The sequence below is a fragment of the Erythrobacter ramosus genome (genome assembly GCF_009828055.1).
Lineage (GTDB): Bacteria > Pseudomonadota > Alphaproteobacteria > Sphingomonadales > Sphingomonadaceae > Erythrobacter > Erythrobacter ramosus.
Genome location: NZ_WTYB01000001.1, coordinates 16,952 through 32,167 on the forward strand (window position 1 = coordinate 16,952; position 15,216 = coordinate 32,167).

General features: G+C 64.3%; 14 protein-coding genes and 1 tRNA gene. 7 read left to right on the forward strand and 8 right to left on the reverse strand.

Features of this window, described 5'->3' with window-relative positions:
* Positions 1-2 precede the first annotated feature (2 nt).
* Both tig and GRI59_RS00105 read right to left on the reverse strand, forming a co-directional pair.
* The gene (tig, locus tag GRI59_RS00100; protein ID WP_160759202.1) at positions 3-1,604 is read right to left on the reverse strand and encodes a trigger factor; all 1,602 of its coding nucleotides are present in this window, start codon (positions 1,602-1,604) and stop codon (positions 3-5) included.
* Positions 1,605-1,665: 61 nt separating this feature from the next.
* Positions 1,666-1,750, reverse strand: a tRNA-Leu gene (locus GRI59_RS00105).
* A gap of 136 nt (positions 1,751-1,886) precedes the next feature.
* On the opposite strand from GRI59_RS00105, the gene GRI59_RS00110 reads away from it, so the two are divergent.
* The 3 genes from GRI59_RS00110 to GRI59_RS00120 all read left to right on the forward strand — a co-directional run bounded on the left by GRI59_RS00110 (position 1,887) and on the right by GRI59_RS00120 (position 4,169).
* Positions 1,887-2,198: a DUF3297 family protein gene (locus GRI59_RS00110; protein WP_160759203.1), complete on the forward strand. Its 312-nt coding sequence runs from the start codon at positions 1,887-1,889 to the stop codon at positions 2,196-2,198.
* A gap of 64 nt (positions 2,199-2,262) precedes the next feature.
* A complete protein-coding gene (gene der / locus GRI59_RS00115; RefSeq protein ID WP_160759204.1) occupies positions 2,263-3,678 on the forward strand; it encodes a ribosome biogenesis GTPase Der in 1,416 nt (471 codons plus the stop codon).
* Complete coding sequence (locus tag GRI59_RS00120) at positions 3,678-4,169, forward strand: DUF2721 domain-containing protein (protein ID WP_160759205.1); 492 nt, start codon at positions 3,678-3,680, stop codon at positions 4,167-4,169. The genes der and GRI59_RS00120 overlap by 1 nt, the downstream gene beginning before the upstream one ends.
* A gap of 69 nt (positions 4,170-4,238) precedes the next feature.
* Here GRI59_RS00120 and bfr read toward each other — a convergent pair whose 3' ends face one another.
* From bfr to GRI59_RS00140, 4 genes are all read right to left on the reverse strand, one after another.
* Positions 4,239-4,721: a bacterioferritin gene (gene bfr, locus GRI59_RS00125; protein WP_160759206.1), complete on the reverse strand. Its 483-nt coding sequence runs from the start codon at positions 4,719-4,721 to the stop codon at positions 4,239-4,241.
* 138 nt (positions 4,722-4,859) lie between these two features.
* Positions 4,860-5,060 (reverse strand): (2Fe-2S)-binding protein, encoded by a 201-nt coding sequence (locus GRI59_RS00130; RefSeq protein ID WP_160759207.1) that lies wholly within the window; start codon positions 5,058-5,060, stop codon positions 4,860-4,862.
* 213 nt (positions 5,061-5,273) lie between these two features.
* Complete coding sequence (locus tag GRI59_RS00135; RefSeq protein WP_160759208.1) at positions 5,274-6,572, reverse strand: DUF418 domain-containing protein; 1,299 nt, start codon at positions 6,570-6,572, stop codon at positions 5,274-5,276.
* 96 nt (positions 6,573-6,668) lie between these two features.
* On the reverse strand, positions 6,669-7,661 hold the full coding sequence (locus GRI59_RS00140) for an SPOR domain-containing protein (RefSeq protein WP_160759209.1): 993 nt from the start codon (positions 7,659-7,661) through the stop codon (positions 6,669-6,671).
* Between the two features lie 271 nt (positions 7,662-7,932).
* Here GRI59_RS00140 and GRI59_RS00145 point away from each other — a divergent pair, with 271 nt between their 5' ends.
* From GRI59_RS00145 to GRI59_RS00155, 3 genes are read left to right on the forward strand one after another with little or no spacing between them, the layout of a single operon-like run.
* Positions 7,933-8,655 carry a ParA family protein gene (locus GRI59_RS00145; protein WP_160759210.1) on the forward strand — a complete coding sequence of 241 codons (723 nt, stop codon included), beginning with the start codon at positions 7,933-7,935 and terminating at the stop codon, positions 8,653-8,655.
* A gap of 21 nt (positions 8,656-8,676) precedes the next feature.
* On the forward strand, positions 8,677-9,369 hold the full coding sequence (locus GRI59_RS15715) for a type II toxin-antitoxin system HicB family antitoxin (RefSeq protein ID WP_237440623.1): 693 nt from the start codon (positions 8,677-8,679) through the stop codon (positions 9,367-9,369).
* Between the two features lie 47 nt (positions 9,370-9,416).
* Entirely contained in the window at positions 9,417-10,790 is a 1,374-nt protein-coding gene (locus GRI59_RS00155; RefSeq protein ID WP_160759211.1) for an SPOR domain-containing protein, read from the forward strand.
* Positions 10,791-10,859: 69 nt separating this feature from the next.
* On the opposite strand, the gene GRI59_RS00160 is transcribed toward GRI59_RS00155, so the two are convergent.
* A complete protein-coding gene (locus GRI59_RS00160; protein ID WP_160759212.1) occupies positions 10,860-12,095 on the reverse strand; it encodes a dihydroorotase in 1,236 nt (411 codons plus the stop codon).
* On the reverse strand, positions 12,092-13,111 hold the full coding sequence (locus tag GRI59_RS00165; protein WP_160760342.1) for an aspartate carbamoyltransferase catalytic subunit: 1,020 nt from the start codon (positions 13,109-13,111) through the stop codon (positions 12,092-12,094). The genes GRI59_RS00160 and GRI59_RS00165 overlap by 4 nt, the downstream gene beginning before the upstream one ends.
* A gap of 116 nt (positions 13,112-13,227) precedes the next feature.
* Between GRI59_RS00165 and sppA the strand changes: the two genes are divergently transcribed.
* Positions 13,228-15,120: a signal peptide peptidase SppA gene (sppA, locus tag GRI59_RS00170; protein ID WP_160759213.1), complete on the forward strand. Its 1,893-nt coding sequence runs from the start codon at positions 13,228-13,230 to the stop codon at positions 15,118-15,120.
* Positions 15,121-15,216: the final 96 nt, after the last annotated feature.

A 15,216-nucleotide genomic window follows, 5' to 3' on the forward strand; every position in this document is an offset into this window, starting at 1 on the left:
GATTACTTCTTCGCAGCCGCCTTCTTGGCTGGAGCCTTCTTGGCAGCAGGCTTTTCCTCGGCCGCAGCTTCGGCCTTCTTCGCCGGGGCCTTCTTAGCGGCAGCAGGCTTGGCTTCCGCCGCCTCAGCCGGAGCGTCGGCCTTCTTCTTGGCAGGCGCCTTCTTGGCGGGCTTTTCTTCGGACGCCGGGGCTTCTTCAGCCGCAGCTTCCGCCTTCTTGGCCGGAGCCTTCTTCTTGGCCGGGACCTTCTTCGGAGCCGGTGCGGCTTCCGCGCCGTCTTCGGCTTCGATTGCGGCCTGAAGTTCCTCGACGGTCACTTCACGCTCGGTCACTTCGGCCTTGTCGAACAGGAAGTCGACGACCTTGTCTTCATACAGCGGGGCGCGCAGCTGGGCGGCGGCCATCGGCTCGGACTGGATGTACTGCACGAAGCGCTCACGGTCTTCGTTGCGGTACTGCATCGCGGCCTGTTGGATCAGCATGGACATTTCCTGCTGGGTCACTTCCACGCCATTGGCCTGGCCGATTTCCGAGAGCAGTAGGCCCAAACGCACGCGGCGCTCGGCGATCGCCCGGTATTCGTCCTTCTCGTCTTCGATCTGCTTGAGCGCGCCAGCGGGATCCTCGTCACGCGCGGCTTCCTGCTGGAGCTGGGCCCAGATCTGTTCAAACTCGGCGGCGACCATGGTGCCGGGGACTTCGAAGCTGTGGCCAGCGGCAAGCTGATCGAGCAGCGCACGCTTCATCTGCGTGCGGGTCAGGCCAGCGGTCTGTTGTTCCAGCTGCGCCTTCATGATCTCCTTGAGCTTGTCGAGGCTGTCCAGCCCGAGGCTCTTGGCGAATTCTTCGTCCAGCGTGGTTTCGGTTTCGACCTTCACCGCCTTCACGGTAATGTCGAAAGTGGCGTCCTTGCCGGCGAGGTGCTCGGCCTGATAATCAGCGGGGAAGGTGACGGTGATCGTCTTTTCCGCGCCGGTCTTCACGCCGACCAGCTGGTCTTCAAAGCCGGGAATAAAGGTGCCCGAACCGATCACCAGCGCGGCGTCTTCGGCCTTGCCGCCATCAAACTCAACGCCGTCGAGCTTGCCGACGAAGTCGATGATCAGCTGATCGCCATCCGCCGCCTTCTTGGTCTTGGGCGCGTCCTTGTAGCTCTTGTTCTGCGAGGCAATGTTGCCGAGCGCTTCGTCGATCTGTGCGTCCGTCACCGGCACGACCAGCTTTTCGAGCTTCAGCCCGTCAAGGCTCGGCGCTTCGATCGCGGGCAGCACTTCGAGGCTTACGGTGATTTGGGCGTCCTTGCCCTGCTCGTAATCATCATTGAGGCCGATTTCAGGCTGCATCGCCGGACGCAGCGCTTCATCGCGCAGCAGCTTGTCGACCGATTCGCGGATCGTGTCGTTCACCACCTGGCCGTGCAGGGCTTCGCCGTGCATCTTCTTGACAAGGTTGGCGGGCACCTTGCCCGGACGGAAGCCGGGCATCCGCACCTGCGGCGCAACCTTCTTGATCTCGGCGTCGATCTTCGCGGTGAGATCGGCGGCCGGAATCGTGATGAGATAGGCGCGCTTGAGCCCTTCGTTGACGGTCTGCTTGGTCTGCATGGTGACTGATTGAAGCCTTCTTGCCATAAATCCGGTGAGCCGGGCTGGTTCGGGGCGAATTTGGTGCGGGCGAAGGGACTCGAACCCCCACATCTTGCGATGCCAGAACCTAAATCTGGTGCGTCTACCAATTTCGCCACGCCCGCATGCCCGAACGAAGCCGCGCGGGGAAACCGACTAAGGCACCCCGCGCGTATTAGCGAGCGCCTCTATCCCGCTCCGCCGAAAAGGGCAAGCGCAACACGCTTGAAGGGAGCGGCATTGGCGATTAAGGGCGCGCGCATGACCGAAGAAACCCCTGAAATCGTCCCCGCAGCCCCCGCTGGCGCAGACGTTCCGCCCGATCACCTGTCGGTCAATCCGCGCAGCCCGTTCTTCGATGCGGAAAAGCTGCAGCGCGGGGTCGGCATCCGGTTCAAGGACCGCGTGCGCACCGATATCGAGGAATACTCGATCACCGAAGGCTGGGTGCGGGTGCAGGCCGGCAAGGCGATGGACCGCAAGGGCCAACCGCTGACGCTGAAGCTGACCGGCCCGGTCGAAGCGTGGTTTGAAGACCTTGGCGACAACCCGCCGGTCGCCCGCAAGGCCTGACGTACAAGGGCGATTCTCCCTCCGGCTTGCCAAAACGGGCGTTTGCGCCCACTTGGGCCGGGTTATGCCCCTCCCCAAAAAGCCTGAAGTCGTCATCATCGGTCGCCCCAATGTGGGCAAGTCCACGCTGTTCAACCGGCTGGTGGGCAAGAAACTCGCCCTCGTCGACGATCAGCCCGGCGTCACGCGCGACCGGCGAATGGGCGATGCGGAGATCGCGGGGCTGAAGTTCACGATCGTCGACACCGCCGGGTGGGAGGACGAGGACGCGCACACCTTGCCCGGCCGGATGCGGATCCAGACCGAAGCCAGCCTCGAAGGCGCAGACGCTGCGGTGTTCGTGGTCGATGCGCGCGCGGGCCTGACCCCGCTCGATGAGGAAATCGCCCGCTACCTGCGCGAGCAGGAGGTGCCGGTGGTGGTGGTTGCCAACAAGGCCGAGGGCAAGGGCGGCGAAGCCGGCGCGATGGAAGCCTATGCGCTCGGCCTTGGAGAACCGCTCGCGATGTCGGCAGAGCATGGTGAAGGCATCGCCGACCTGTTCGGCGGGCTTTGGCCGATCATTGGCGCTGCATCCGAAGAGTGGGAAGAATTCAACGATATCACCCGCGCCGAAATCGCGGCGATGGACGAGGAAGATCGTCCCACTGGTCCCCTGAAGCTGGCGATTGTTGGCCGCCCCAATGCGGGCAAATCCACGCTCATCAACCGCCTGCTCGGCGAAGACCGCCTGCTGACTGGCCCGGAAGCCGGGATCACCCGTGATTCGATCGCGATCGACTGGGACTGGACCGATCCGAAGACCGGCGAGACGCGCGAAATTCGCCTGATCGACACTGCCGGGATGCGCAAGAAGAAGAACGTCACCGAGAAGCTGGAAAAGCTCTCGGTCGCCGATGCGCGCCGGGCGGTGGACTTTGCCGAGGTTGTGGTGCTGCTGCTCGATGCGACGCAGGGCCTTGAGCATCAGGACTTGAAGATCGCCAGCCACGTGCTTGAAGAAGGCCGCGCGCTCATGATCGCGATCAACAAGTGGGACGTGGCCGAGGATGCGAGCAAGCTGTTCAACGGCATCCGCGCCGCCTTGGACGATGGCCTTGCGCAGGTGCGCGGGCTGCCATTGTTCGCCGTGTCGGCCAAGACTGGCAAGGGCCTCGATCAGATGCTCGGCGGCGCGTTCGAACTGCGTGATGCGTGGTCCAAGCGCGTTTCCACCGCAGCGCTGAACCGCTGGTTCGACGATGCGTTGGAGGCCAACCCGCCGCCCGCGCCCGGCGGCAAGCGGATCAAGCTGCGGTATATCACGCAGGCTGGCACCCGCCCGCCGCGCTTTGTGATCTTCGGCTCGCGGCTCGACCTTTTGCCGACCAGCTATGAACGCTATCTGGTGAACGGCATCCGCGCCAAGCTCGGCTTTGACGCTGTGCCGGTGCGCGTCACGCTCAAGACCAACAAGAACCCCTACGCCAAGGACGGGTAATGCTGTTCGATCTGCTCGCTGCCGCCGCCGAGGCCCGCCTGCCTTTCGCGCTGGAGATTTTCGAGCGCACCGCCTCCACACCGCGGGTGCAGCAGGTGGTGCAATTGAGCCTCGCGCCAGCGTTCCTGCTGTCCGGGATCGGCGCGGTGATGAATGTCATCATGAGCCGGATGATCTGGATCGCCAAGCGGATCGAGACCATCGAGGACAAGATGGAAGAACACCGCACCCCGCGGCAGGTGCGCGAATTCGGTTGGCTGATGCGGCGTCGCAAGCTGATGCAGGGGGCAATCCTGTTCTCCACCGCAGCGGCGGTGATGATCAGCGCGGTGATCATGCTGCTGTTCATCTCGGCCTACATCACCTCACAAATCGGCACTGTGATTGCCTTTATGTGGGTGCTGACCATGGCGCTGCTGGTGACGGGCCTAGGCTTCTTCCTCCTGGAAACCCGGCTGGCCGCCATCGGGGCGCAGGCGCCGAAAGACTAATCAAAAAACAAAAGGGGCAGAGCCGCTGACCGGCCGTGCCCCCTTTTTCATCAGCCCTGCGGCATGCCCCTAGCTGTCGCCAGCGGGCGCGCTTTGCAGCTGGCAGTAATTGTGCAGACCCATGCGCTCGATCATCTCGAACTGGGTTTCGAGGAAGTCGACATGCTCTTCCTCGTTTTTGAGGATGTCCTCGAACAATCCGGCCGAGGTGTGATCCTTGACGCTCCGGGCATATTCCGCGGCGTCCTTGAGCAGCGGGATCGCTTCGTGTTCGAGCGCAAGGTCAGCCTTGAGGACTTCCTCGACCGTCTCGCCGACCTTCAGCTTGTGGATTGCCTGGAAATTGGGCAGCGCTTCGAGGAACAGGATGCGTTCGGCAAGCTTGTCGGCGTGCTCCATTTCCTCGATCGATTCGTGGCGTTCATAAGCGGCGAGCTTCTTCATGCCCCAGTTGTCGAGAACGCGGTAATGGAGCCAGTACTGGTTGATCGCGGTCAGCTCGTTCGTGAGCGCCTGATTGAGATAGTCGATGACCTTGGGGTCGCCCTTCATGGGGAAGTCCTTTGCGAGAAATCAAAGCCGGGTTGCGGCAACGCGGCATAGATAGACGCTGCCGGACTATGTCCGCAAGGATATTCAGGAAAAATTTGTTTGCAAATCAGGGGTTTGCGAGACGTTCGCAATCGCGGTTCACGCCGCTTCTACTGCGAATTCCTCGCATGATGCCGCTGCGCGTTCAGCGTCGATAATTTCCTGCGCTTCTTCAAGGCACTGGCCGCAATTGGGTCGCTTGCCGAGGCAGGCATACGTCGCTTCAGCGTCGCCTTCGCAAGAAAGCGCGGCCTTACGCAAATCAGTTTCACGAATGGCATTGCAGATGCAGATGTACATGAGCGTGTGAATCTTTCCTGCGAAGCGTTTGCAGGAGCGAATGTATGCGAGTTGTTCGCAATAACAACTCCTTTTTTTGCGCATCGCCTCCGCGATGCGAAATCCTCGCTCACACGGCCTGAAGGCCGCGTCGCTGCGGGCGGCCAGTCGGCCTTGCGGCCTGTCCTTCGGCAGGCCGGATCAGCGCCAGTCGGCGAAGCTTGGCGCTTGCCGCTATTTCTTCAGCGGGAAGATCGTCCTGTAGGTTAGGCACCGCCAAAGCCATTCGAGCGGGCCATAACGGTAGCGATCAAGCCAGGGCTTCGACCATGCCAGCATCAGGGCGCAGGTCAGCGCCACCACGATGTAGAGCTGCGGGCGGTTCAATTGCCCGAACAGCCCCAACGCCCAGCCTTGGAAGACGAACATCATCACAATCGACGTGCCGAGATAATTGGTGAACGCGGCCCTTCCCGCCGCTCGGACCCGTTCGGCCAGCCAGCCGGTCGCGCTCGGCGAATAAGCAACCAGCAGCGCGGCGATGCCCAGCACCATCCACAGGCGCGGCAGCGGGCTCCAGCCCATGAACGCCGCGAGTGTACCGTAGAAGGTGAAACCGCCCGCCTGCATAACCAACCCGATTGCCAGATGCGCAGCCGCCCCGGCGATCAACCCGATCCAGCCCCAGCGGATCATCTTTTCCCGATCAAACGCGCCCGAAAAAAACCCCATCCGGTAAAGCGCAATCCCGATCAGCATCAGCGGAATAGTCTCGAAAGAGAAGAAAAGCGCATTGCTCCACGGCTCCATCCACTGTTCGGCCAGACGGTGCGCGATCAGAGCGGGATAATCACCCGCGACGATCGCATCATTGGATACCGCGCCGTGCGCCACCGCCTCATCGATCCCTGCGACCATATCGGCGCGCGTCTCGAGCATGTCGGGCGAGCTTGCGCCGAAAGGCGTGTCGACCACAGCCCACGGAAAGCTCATCGCTGCAGCATAGAACACCACCCCGACCATGTAGCCTGCCAGCCCAACCACCAGCTGGGTTTTCACTTTCCATCGGAGGCAGGCCAGCACGATGAGACCGAACAAGCCGTAATAGAACAGGATGTCGCCCGGCCAGATGAAGAAGAAGTGGATCATCCCGAAGGCCATCAGGATCGTCAGCCGCCACGCCTGTAACTTGCGCGTCGCGCCGCGCGCCCAGGCTTTCTCCATGAACAGATACAGCCCCGCGCCGAACAGCACGGTGAAAAGCCCACGCATCTTTCCGTCGATGAACATGAACTGCACTATCCACATCCACCCGCCCGGATCGCCCGCATCGGTCAGGAACGCAGCAGGATACATATAGGCTTCGAACGGCTGGCCGAAGGCGACGATGTTGGCCGCAAGAATGCCCATCACGGCAAGGCCGCGAATGAAATCAAGCGTATCGATGCGTTCGGCCGCGCTGACAGGTGCGATGGCGCGCTCCTGCGTGCCGAAGATTTCCCCTGCCGCTTGCGGCGAAAGCGTCTCATTCATAGCTGATCCCCCGGCCTAAAAACAAAGGGATAGTATCACTTCCACAGCACTTGGGAAGCGCAGCTTGTCGGTGCACTTTCGCTTTTGGTCGGACGCTTAGCCCTGACCAGCGACGACGCAGGCTTTCCCGTCACGCTTGAGCGCGGCGCAGGCGCGGGTGGCTTCGGCCTCGCTAGCAAAGCCGGTCGCAAGCAGGCGCGTGAGATTACCGCTGGGCAGCAGTGTCTTCTTCGTGCCTGCGAGGGCCGCGTGATTGCCAAGCTGGCCCCAGAGCCGGTCGGCATTGGCCGCGACCCCGAAGGCACCCAGCTGTACGCGCCACCTGCCCTGCTTACGAACGGGCGCGGCGGCGGTGGGCGCGGGGGCGGCCTTGGGCGTCATGTCAAAAGCAACGGGAACGGGCGTCATCGGCTTCGGTACAGGCTGCGTCACAGCCGCAACCACGGGAGTCGCCGCGGCGGGGCGCGGTCCCAGGTCCGCAGCGGCCAGTTCGGCCGAGCGCTGCGCCTTGGCCCCGGCCTCAATCTGCCGGGCGAGCGACTGGGCCTGGCTACGCTGGCCTTGCGGAATATATTTGTCCATCTGCGCCAGCGCGTCGCGCGCCTGCGGCAAGCCGGCGCCGTTCGCTAGCGTCATCAGCGCATAGGCGCGCACCCAGTCGCGCGGTGCGTAGTCGGCGTTGAAGTGCGAAAGGCCCAGCACGTATTGCGCGCGCGGATCGCCGCGCTCGGCTGCCGCCTTGATCAGCGGCATCGCCTTTTCTTGCTCGCCTTCCTGAAACAGCAGCAGGCCGTAATTGTCCGCCGCCTTCACATGGCCGAGGCTGGCGGCCTGTTCATAGAGCTTGCGCGCGCGCGCGTTGTCGATCTCGACCCCGCGCCCCAAACGATAGGCCTGCGCGAGGTTGAACAGCGCATCGGGATCTCCTGCCGCTGCCGGACCCTGCCATTCAACCACGGCGCGCGAGAAATCACCCGCGCTCCACGCATCGACCCCAGCCTTCACGTCGGCGACGGCAGGCGCGGCCACCAGCGCCAACACTACTGCGCTCAGCCCGGTTGCCGCCTTGTGCGAAAACTTTGCTGCCATAATCCTTGCCATTGCTGTCATGCCTCGTCGGGTATGAGAAAAATTCCGTCTCGCATAATATAGCCGAAACAGGGTTAGCAAATGGTTGCCCGCCCCTCAGGCGGACTGCGGCAAGGCGCAAACCCTTGTGACAAACCGATTGCCACCTTGCAGGAAGGTCGGCGGTGTTAACCCTAAATTAGGGGTATCCTGCGATCCCGTGGTCATCCAGCCGTTATCAGGTGCCGCAATAGGGCGGGCTTGGGCGGTTCAATCCAGGGGGACCCAGGCGTTGCGTGTACTCGCTTTGGCATCGCAGAAAGGTGGATCGGGAAAGACCACCCTGTCCGGACATCTTGCCGTCCAGGCTCAGCGCGCTGGCGCTGGCCCGGTCGTACTCATCGACATCGACCCGCAGGGCTCGCTGGCCGACTGGTGGAACGAGCGTGAGGCGGAATATCCCGCTTTCGCCCAGACCACCGTGGCGCGGCTTGCCAATGACCTTGCGGTCTTGCGCCAGCAGGGCTTCAAGCTCGCGGTGATCGATACGCCGCCCGCCATCACCATGGCGATCCAGTCGGTGATTTCGGTCGCCGAACTGATCGTCGTGCCGACCCGGCCCAGCCCGCACGATCTGCGCGCTGTCGGCGCAACGGTCGATCTGTGTGAGCGTGCGGGCAAGCCGCTGGTGTTTGTCGTCAATGGAGCGACCCCAAAGGCCAAGATCACCTCGGAAGCCGCCGTCGCGTTGTCGCAGCACGGCACGGTTGCGCCGATCACGCTCCACCACCGCACGGACTTTGCCGCTTCGATGATCGATGGCCGCACCGTCATGGAAGTCGATCCCGAAAGCCGCTCGGCTGCGGAGATCGCCGCGCTGTGGCGCTACATCGCCGACCGGCTCGAAAAGAACTTCCGCCGCACCGTGTTTGCCCCGACTCCCAATGGTCAGGCGCAGCAACTCGGCGGCCTGCCACGTCCCTCCGGCGGCTTCGGTCGCCGGGTCGCACAGTAAGCGCAGCGGAGGCGACAGGCCATGTCCGAACCAGGTTTTGCCTCGCTTGGCCCGTCGCTGCTGGCCCGCAAGGGCGGCGCGAAGCCCGCGATGCGTCCCCAGGTCGCGCCGCTGGTGGCTGACGAGACGGCGATTGCCACGCTCGGCGAAGACCAGCTCGAAGACTTGGGCTGGAACGACATGGGCGATTCAGAAGGCCATGGCGCTGGCGCGGACATCGTGCCGATCAACGCCGATGTCTCGGCGGACGATTATGTATCTGGTCCCGGCCCGATCGTGCGCCGCCAGCAGCGCCGCCTCGAAGAGCGCGTGCTCGCCGATGCGGTGATGACCGGCCCTGAAGATGCCGATCCCGAATATGACGAAGAAGACGAGCCGGTTTACGGTGAGGCCTTCGACGACGAGGAAGACTACGCGGACGAAGACGAAGGTGCCGATTACGCAGCCCTCGCCCCCGCCCCGCAGCCTGAGCCTGTGATTGTTGCACCGGCCCCGCGGCCGCGCGCTGTGCGCAGTGCGCGCGTGCCGGCCGCGCAGGCTGGCCGCCGTGCTGCCTTCACGCTTCGGCTCGATGCTGATCGTCACCTCAAGCTGCGCCTTGCTGCCACCATGCAAGGTGTAAGCGCACAGGCGCTCGTGACCGAAGCGCTCGACCGGCTGCTGGCCGAATATGACGAGCTCGATGTCATCGCCAACCATATGAAACGCCACTGATCGTCAACTTTTCAAATTGACCTGAACCAACCGGATTTACGGGGGAAATGACAATGGACCGCAGCTTCAAGACCGGCAGCCGCTCCAAGCCGTATCGGGCGCCGCGCCTCGCGATCGCCATCACCACCGCTATCGCAGGCCTGACGCTGGCCGGCATGGCCGCCAATGCCGCGCCGGGCGCGCAGGTTTCCTTCAGCAAGGCGCAGACCGCGCTGAGCAAGGGCCAGGTCAACAAGGCGATCACCTACGCCGAAGCTGCGGTCAGTGCCGATCCGCGCAATCCCGGCTATCGTGCGCTGCTGGGCGCTGCCTATCTTGAAGCCGGCCGGTTCCAATCGGCTGCGACCAGCTTCGGCGACGCGCTCGACCTCGGTGACGAGAACCCGCGCACGGTCCTGAGCTTCGCGCTCGCCAAGATCGCGATGGGCGATTCGGGCGCAGCCGTCAGCGTGCTCGACGAATATGCGCGGGCGATTGATCCGACCGACCTCGGCCTGGCGTTGGCACTGGCCGGTCAGCCGGAACGCGGGATGCATGTGCTGGTGAACGCGGTGCGCTCGGCCGAGCAGACCACGCCCAAGCTGCGCCAGAACCTCGCCTACACCTATGCGCTGGCGGGCAATTGGCGCGCGGCACGGGTGATGGCGGCCGAAGATGTGCCGGGCGATCAGCTGGAAGCTCGTCTATCGCAATGGGCATCGATGTCCGCGCCCGAGATGTTCCAGCAGCGCATCGCTGCCCTGCTTGATGTGACCCCGCGCGCCGACAGCGGCCAACCGCAGCAATTGGCACTCGCCAACTTCCCGGGCCAGGAAATGCTGGCCGCCGCATCGGCAGAGGGCGCAGCGACAGACCTTGCGATGGGTGAACCTGCGCCGATGACAATTGCCTACGTCGCACCGGCGCCGACCCCTGTTGCGCAGCCCGCACCGAGCACCACCTTCGCGCAGGCCTTTGCCGCGTCCGAACCTTCGAGCTCGGGCATCCGCTACGTGTCGAACCCGGTGGTGCAGGAACTGCCAATGCGCGCAGCACCTGCCGCATCGCGCGTCGCCGCAGTATCGCCGCAGCGCCGCATGGCCCCCGCGGCCGCTCCGGCTCCCGTTGCCAGCGACAAGGCTGCCGCCACGCACCTCGTCCAGCTCGGATCGTACAGCAGCAAGCTTGAAGCCGAGCGCGGCTGGAACGTGCTGAAGGCGAAGTTCCCGCAGCTCAAGGATCACAAGCCGGTCATCACCGAAGCGGTGGTCAACGGCCGCAACTTCTGGCGCGTTGCCGCCGCTGGCTTTGGCCCGAAAAGCGCGCAGTCGATGTGCGGCACGGTCAAATCATCCGGTCGCGGCTGCTTTGCTTACGCCGCGTCGGCGCCGCCTGCCGGTGCCGTGAAGCGCGACGTGCAGATGGCCTCGCGCAGCCGCTGAAATTCCCTGCCTTGGCAGGAATGAGCAAGCCTCGCTCCCGGATAGCGTTCGCGCTGTCCGGGAGTTTTCTTATGCGGACAGGCTGACCCCGCCCTTCCACAGACCGAGCACCCGCCCCTGCGCGCCCTGCCGGTCGAACGGGGTGTTGTCGGCAGTCGCTTCCATCTTGCGACGGTCGATAATCCATGGCGCGTCGGTGTCGATAAGGGCGAGGTCGGCTTCCAGCCCTACCGTCAGCGCGCCGGCCGGAACGCCGAGCAATCGCGCAGGATTGCGGGCGAGGCAATCGAAAGCGCGGGCCGTATCGATAACCTCGTCACGCACCAACCCCAGCACCATCGCGAGCAGCGTCTCGGCCCCGGCCATGCCCGGCGCGGCATCGGCGAAGGGCAGGCGCTTGTCTTCCGGCCCGCGCGGATCATGACCGCTGGCGATCACGTCCACGGTGCCGTCACCAATCGCTGCGAGTGCCGCCTGCCGGTCCGCCTCGGCGCGCAAGGGCGGCGAAATGCGGGTGAAGGTGCGGAAATCGGCGGTCGCGAGGTCCGAGAGCATGAAATGGGCCGGGGTGATCCCGCAGGTGACAGGCAGGCCCCGCGCCTTGGCCTCGCGCACCAGATCGAACCCGCGTGCGGTGGTGACCTGCCGGATATGAAGGCGCGCACCCGCCAGTTCAGCGAGCGCAATATCGCGGGCAATGGCGAGCGCTTCGGCTTCGGCAGGCGCGGCTGGCAGGCCCAGCCGGGTGGCGATTTCGCCCGCGGTCGCCGCAGCCTCTCCGGTCAGCCCGCCATCCTCGGCATGCGTGACGACCACCAGATCCAGCATCGCAGCATATTGCAGCAACCGCAGCATCACGCCCGAATCGGCAATCCAGCGCCGTCCGGTCGCAATACCCCGTGCGCCAGCGTCCTGCATCAGCGCGATTTCAGCGAGCTCCCGCCCTTCCAACCCGCGCGTGGCAGCGGCGAGCGGATGAACCCAGAGATCCGGCTTGCCGCTCTTGGCGATGAAATTGACCCGGCTCGGCAGATCGAGCGGCGGTGATTGATCGGGCATCAGCGCCGCACGCGTGATCCCGCCGAAATGGAACGCAGGCTTGTCGACTGCGAACACGCCCAAGTCGATGATGCCGGGCGCTAGCAGTTTGCCGCGCGCGTTGATGACCTCGTCACCGTCCTCGGCTGCGACATCCGCTCCGAGTGCAGCGATCAACCCGTCCACGCAGCGCAGCGCGCCCGCAGTGACGCCGCCAGGGGTCATCAATTGCGCATTGGTGATGGTGAGCGGGCGCGCCTGCTTCATGCCGCCCACCCTGCCACGCCACGCGCCTCGCGCGTCAAGATATCGAGGCACGCCATGCGGATCGCGACGCCCATCTCGACCTGCCGGGTAATCAGCGAGCGGCCCTCCAGATCGGCGATCTCGCTGTCGATCTCGACCCCACGGTTCATCGGGCCGGGGTGCATCACCAGCGCGCCCGGCGCGGCGAGCGCCAGCCGCTTGGCAGTCAGCCCGTAGAGGTGACGATATTCGCGCGGGCTAGGGATGAACTGCCCGCTCATCCGCTCGGACTGGAGCCGCAGCATCATCACCACCTCAGCCCCTTCCAGAGCCGCATCGAACCGATGGAACACCTCCACGCCCATCGCCCCAATCCCGGTCGGCATCAAGGCAGGCGGCGCACAGACGCGAACATTCGCGCCCATTGCGGTGAGGCAAAGGATGTTCGAGCGCGCGACGCGGCTGTGCAGGATGTCACCGCAGATCACGATATTGAGCCCGGTGAAATCTTCGGCCCCCTCGCCCCGCTCGGCCAGCGCATGGCGCAGGGTCAGGGCGTCGAGCAGGCCTTGGGTCGGGTGTTCATGGCTGCCGTCGCCTGCGTTGAGCACCGGGCAATCGACCTTGTCCGCGATCAACCCCGTCGCACCGGACGAACCATGCCGGATCACGATCGCATCGGCGCGCATCGCGTTCAGCGTGATCGCGGTGTCGATCAGCGTCTCGCCCTTTTTCACCGAACTTTGCGCGGCGTGCATGTTGACCACGTCCGCTCCCAGCCGCTTGCCCGCAATCTCGAAGCTGAGCAGCGTGCGGGTGGAGTTTTCGAAGAAGGCGTTGATGATCGTCAGGCCCGCCAGCAGGTCCGTATGCTTGGTCCGCCGGCGGTTGAGCGCGACCCATTGTTCAGCCTGATCGAGCAGATAGAGAATCTCATGCCGCTGCAACTGGCCGATGCCAGTGAGGTCGCGATGCGGAAACGCCAACCGCCCGGCCGGAAAGCGGCCCTGTGCCGGTGAAGTCTCGCGTGCATCCATCAAGTCCATGCCCCTAGTCGAGCCTCATCCGCTGCTCAACCCATCGCGTAAGGTTTCCGATAGCAGTTACCGTGCAAAGCCCCTAGATCGACGGGGCAAGCTGAAGGAACGAATGCATGAATTTTGTCGGCAAGGTCTGGAAGATCCTCGTGGGGATCAAGGACGGACTGGTGCTCCTGTTCATGCTGCTGTTCTTTGTGGCACTGTTCGCCATCCTTTCGGCCCGCCCCAACCCCGGTCAGGTGCGCGAAGGGGCGCTGCTGATCGATCTGGACGGCATCGTGGTCGAAGAAAAATCGGTGCTCGATCCGATCGAGACCCTGCTGTCAGGCACCGCCCCGGTCGGCGAATACCGCTCCCGCGACATTGTCCGCGCGCTCGATGCTGCTGCAAGCGATGACCGAATCAAGGCCGTGGTGTTCGATCTCACCACCTTCCTCGGCGGCGGGCAGGTGCACCTCAAGGACATCGGCGAGGCGATGGACCGGGTGCGCAAGGCGAAGAAGCCAGTGCTGACCTATGCGGTCGGCTATGCAGATGATCACATGCTGCTGGCCGCCCATGCGAGCGAGGTGTGGCTCGACCCGCAGGGCTTGGCCGTCATCTCCGGGCCGGGCGGCAACCGGCTTTACTATGCGGGCCTGCTCGAAAAGCTCAGCGTCAATGCGAGGGTGTACCGCGTGGGTGCGTTCAAATCGGCGGTGGAGCCCTATTCGCGCAGTTCGATGTCGGACGAGGCGCGCCAAAACCTTGGCGGCCTGTACGGCGCGATGTGGGAGGAGTGGCAGGCAAATGTCACCAAGGCCCGTCCCAAGCTTGCACTGGCGCGGGTGACGAGCGATCCGATCGCCTGGATCCAGAGTTCGGGCGGTGATCTGGCGCAAGCAGCCATCTCCGCAGGGCTGGTCGACAAGCTTGGTGACCGCGTCCAGTTTGGCGCGCGGGTGGCGGAATTGGCGGGCAAGGACCCGTGGAGCGACCTGCCCGGCACCTACGCCTCGAGCGAACTTGGCGCCTACCTCGCCGATGCCGGAAAGGATCGTTCGGGCAAAACGATCGGCGTGATCACCATCGCGGGCGAGATCGTTGATGGTGATGCCGGGCCGGGGATCGCCGGGGGCAGGCGGATCGCCGACCTGCTCGACGAGGCGCTCGACGATGATTTCGCCGCGCTGGTGGTGCGGGTCGATTCGCCCGGCGGCTCTGCTACCGCGGCCGAGGAAATCCGCCGCGCGATCCAGCGTCACCGCGACCGCAAGATTCCGGTCGCCGTATCCTTCGGCAATGTCGCGGCAAGCGGCGGCTACTGGGTCGCCACCTCAAGCGACCGGATCTTTGCCGAGCCCGATACCATCACGGGCTCAATCGGCGTCTTCGCCGTGGTGCCAACCTTTGAACAGGCCGCCGCCCGGCTTGGGGTCAACGCCGATGGCTATCGCACCACGCCGCTTTCGGGCCAGCCCGACTTCATCGGCGGATTCAGCCCGGAAATGGACACGCTGTTCCAGACCTCAATCAGCGGCACTTACAAGGACTTCATCACCCTCGTCTCCAAGGCGCGGCGCATGCCGGTCGACCAGGTCGATAGCATTGCACAAGGTCAGGTGTGGGACGGCGGGACAGCGCGCCAGAAGGGTCTCGTGGACGAATTCGGCGGTATGGATGCTGCGCTCGGCTGGGCGGCGGCCAAGGCTGGTTTGAAGGACGGCGGATGGCACGCGGTCTATCTTGGTGAGCAGAGCGAGAATTACGATTCGCTGATCCGCCAGCTGGTTTCCAGCCAGGCCGCGCGCGCGCGCGCCGTGAACAGTGGCGATCTGTTCGCCATGGCAGCGGCGCGCAGCGAGAACCTCGGCGCACGGCTCGCACGCGATGCCGAACGCCTCCTGGGAACGCGCGGTGTTCAGGCATTTTGTGCCGAGTGTCCGCCAAGCTCTGCGCACCCGCCCTCCCCCGCCAAGCGGCCTGAGGGGATGCTGGCGCTGCTGGCGTGGCTGACAGGCGGCTAAGCATCAGCGAAATCGCACCTTACCTAGCCGCGAGCGCTTGCCAAGCGCGCAAGGCCCGATTAAAGGCGCCCCCCTGTCCGGGTCGTATGGCCCCAC

What these genes read in the sequence shown, in the direction of transcription:
- tig (WP_160759202.1), bottom strand. Translation starts at nt 1,604, where the DNA reads ATGCAGACCAAGCAGACCGTCAACGAAGGGCTCAAGCGCGCCTATCTC.
- GRI59_RS00110 (WP_160759203.1), top strand. Translation starts at nt 1,887, where the DNA reads ATGACCGAAGAAACCCCTGAAATCGTCCCCGCAGCCCCCGCTGGCGCA.
- der (WP_160759204.1), top strand. Translation starts at nt 2,263, where the DNA reads ATGCCCCTCCCCAAAAAGCCTGAAGTCGTCATCATCGGTCGCCCCAAT.
- GRI59_RS00120 (WP_160759205.1), top strand. Translation starts at nt 3,678, where the DNA reads ATGCTGTTCGATCTGCTCGCTGCCGCCGCCGAGGCCCGCCTGCCTTTC.
- bfr (WP_160759206.1), bottom strand. Translation starts at nt 4,721, where the DNA reads ATGAAGGGCGACCCCAAGGTCATCGACTATCTCAATCAGGCGCTCACG.
- GRI59_RS00130 (WP_160759207.1), bottom strand. Translation starts at nt 5,060, where the DNA reads ATGTACATCTGCATCTGCAATGCCATTCGTGAAACTGATTTGCGTAAG.
- GRI59_RS00135 (WP_160759208.1), bottom strand. Translation starts at nt 6,572, where the DNA reads ATGAATGAGACGCTTTCGCCGCAAGCGGCAGGGGAAATCTTCGGCACG.
- GRI59_RS00140 (WP_160759209.1), bottom strand. Translation starts at nt 7,661, where the DNA reads ATGGCAGCAAAGTTTTCGCACAAGGCGGCAACCGGGCTGAGCGCAGTA.
- GRI59_RS15715 (WP_237440623.1), top strand. Translation starts at nt 8,677, where the DNA reads ATGTCCGAACCAGGTTTTGCCTCGCTTGGCCCGTCGCTGCTGGCCCGC.
- GRI59_RS00155 (WP_160759211.1), top strand. Translation starts at nt 9,417, where the DNA reads ATGACAATGGACCGCAGCTTCAAGACCGGCAGCCGCTCCAAGCCGTAT.
- GRI59_RS00160 (WP_160759212.1), bottom strand. Translation starts at nt 12,095, where the DNA reads ATGAAGCAGGCGCGCCCGCTCACCATCACCAATGCGCAATTGATGACC.
- GRI59_RS00165 (WP_160760342.1), bottom strand. Translation starts at nt 13,111, where the DNA reads ATGGATGCACGCGAGACTTCACCGGCACAGGGCCGCTTTCCGGCCGGG.
- sppA (WP_160759213.1), top strand. Translation starts at nt 13,228, where the DNA reads ATGAATTTTGTCGGCAAGGTCTGGAAGATCCTCGTGGGGATCAAGGAC.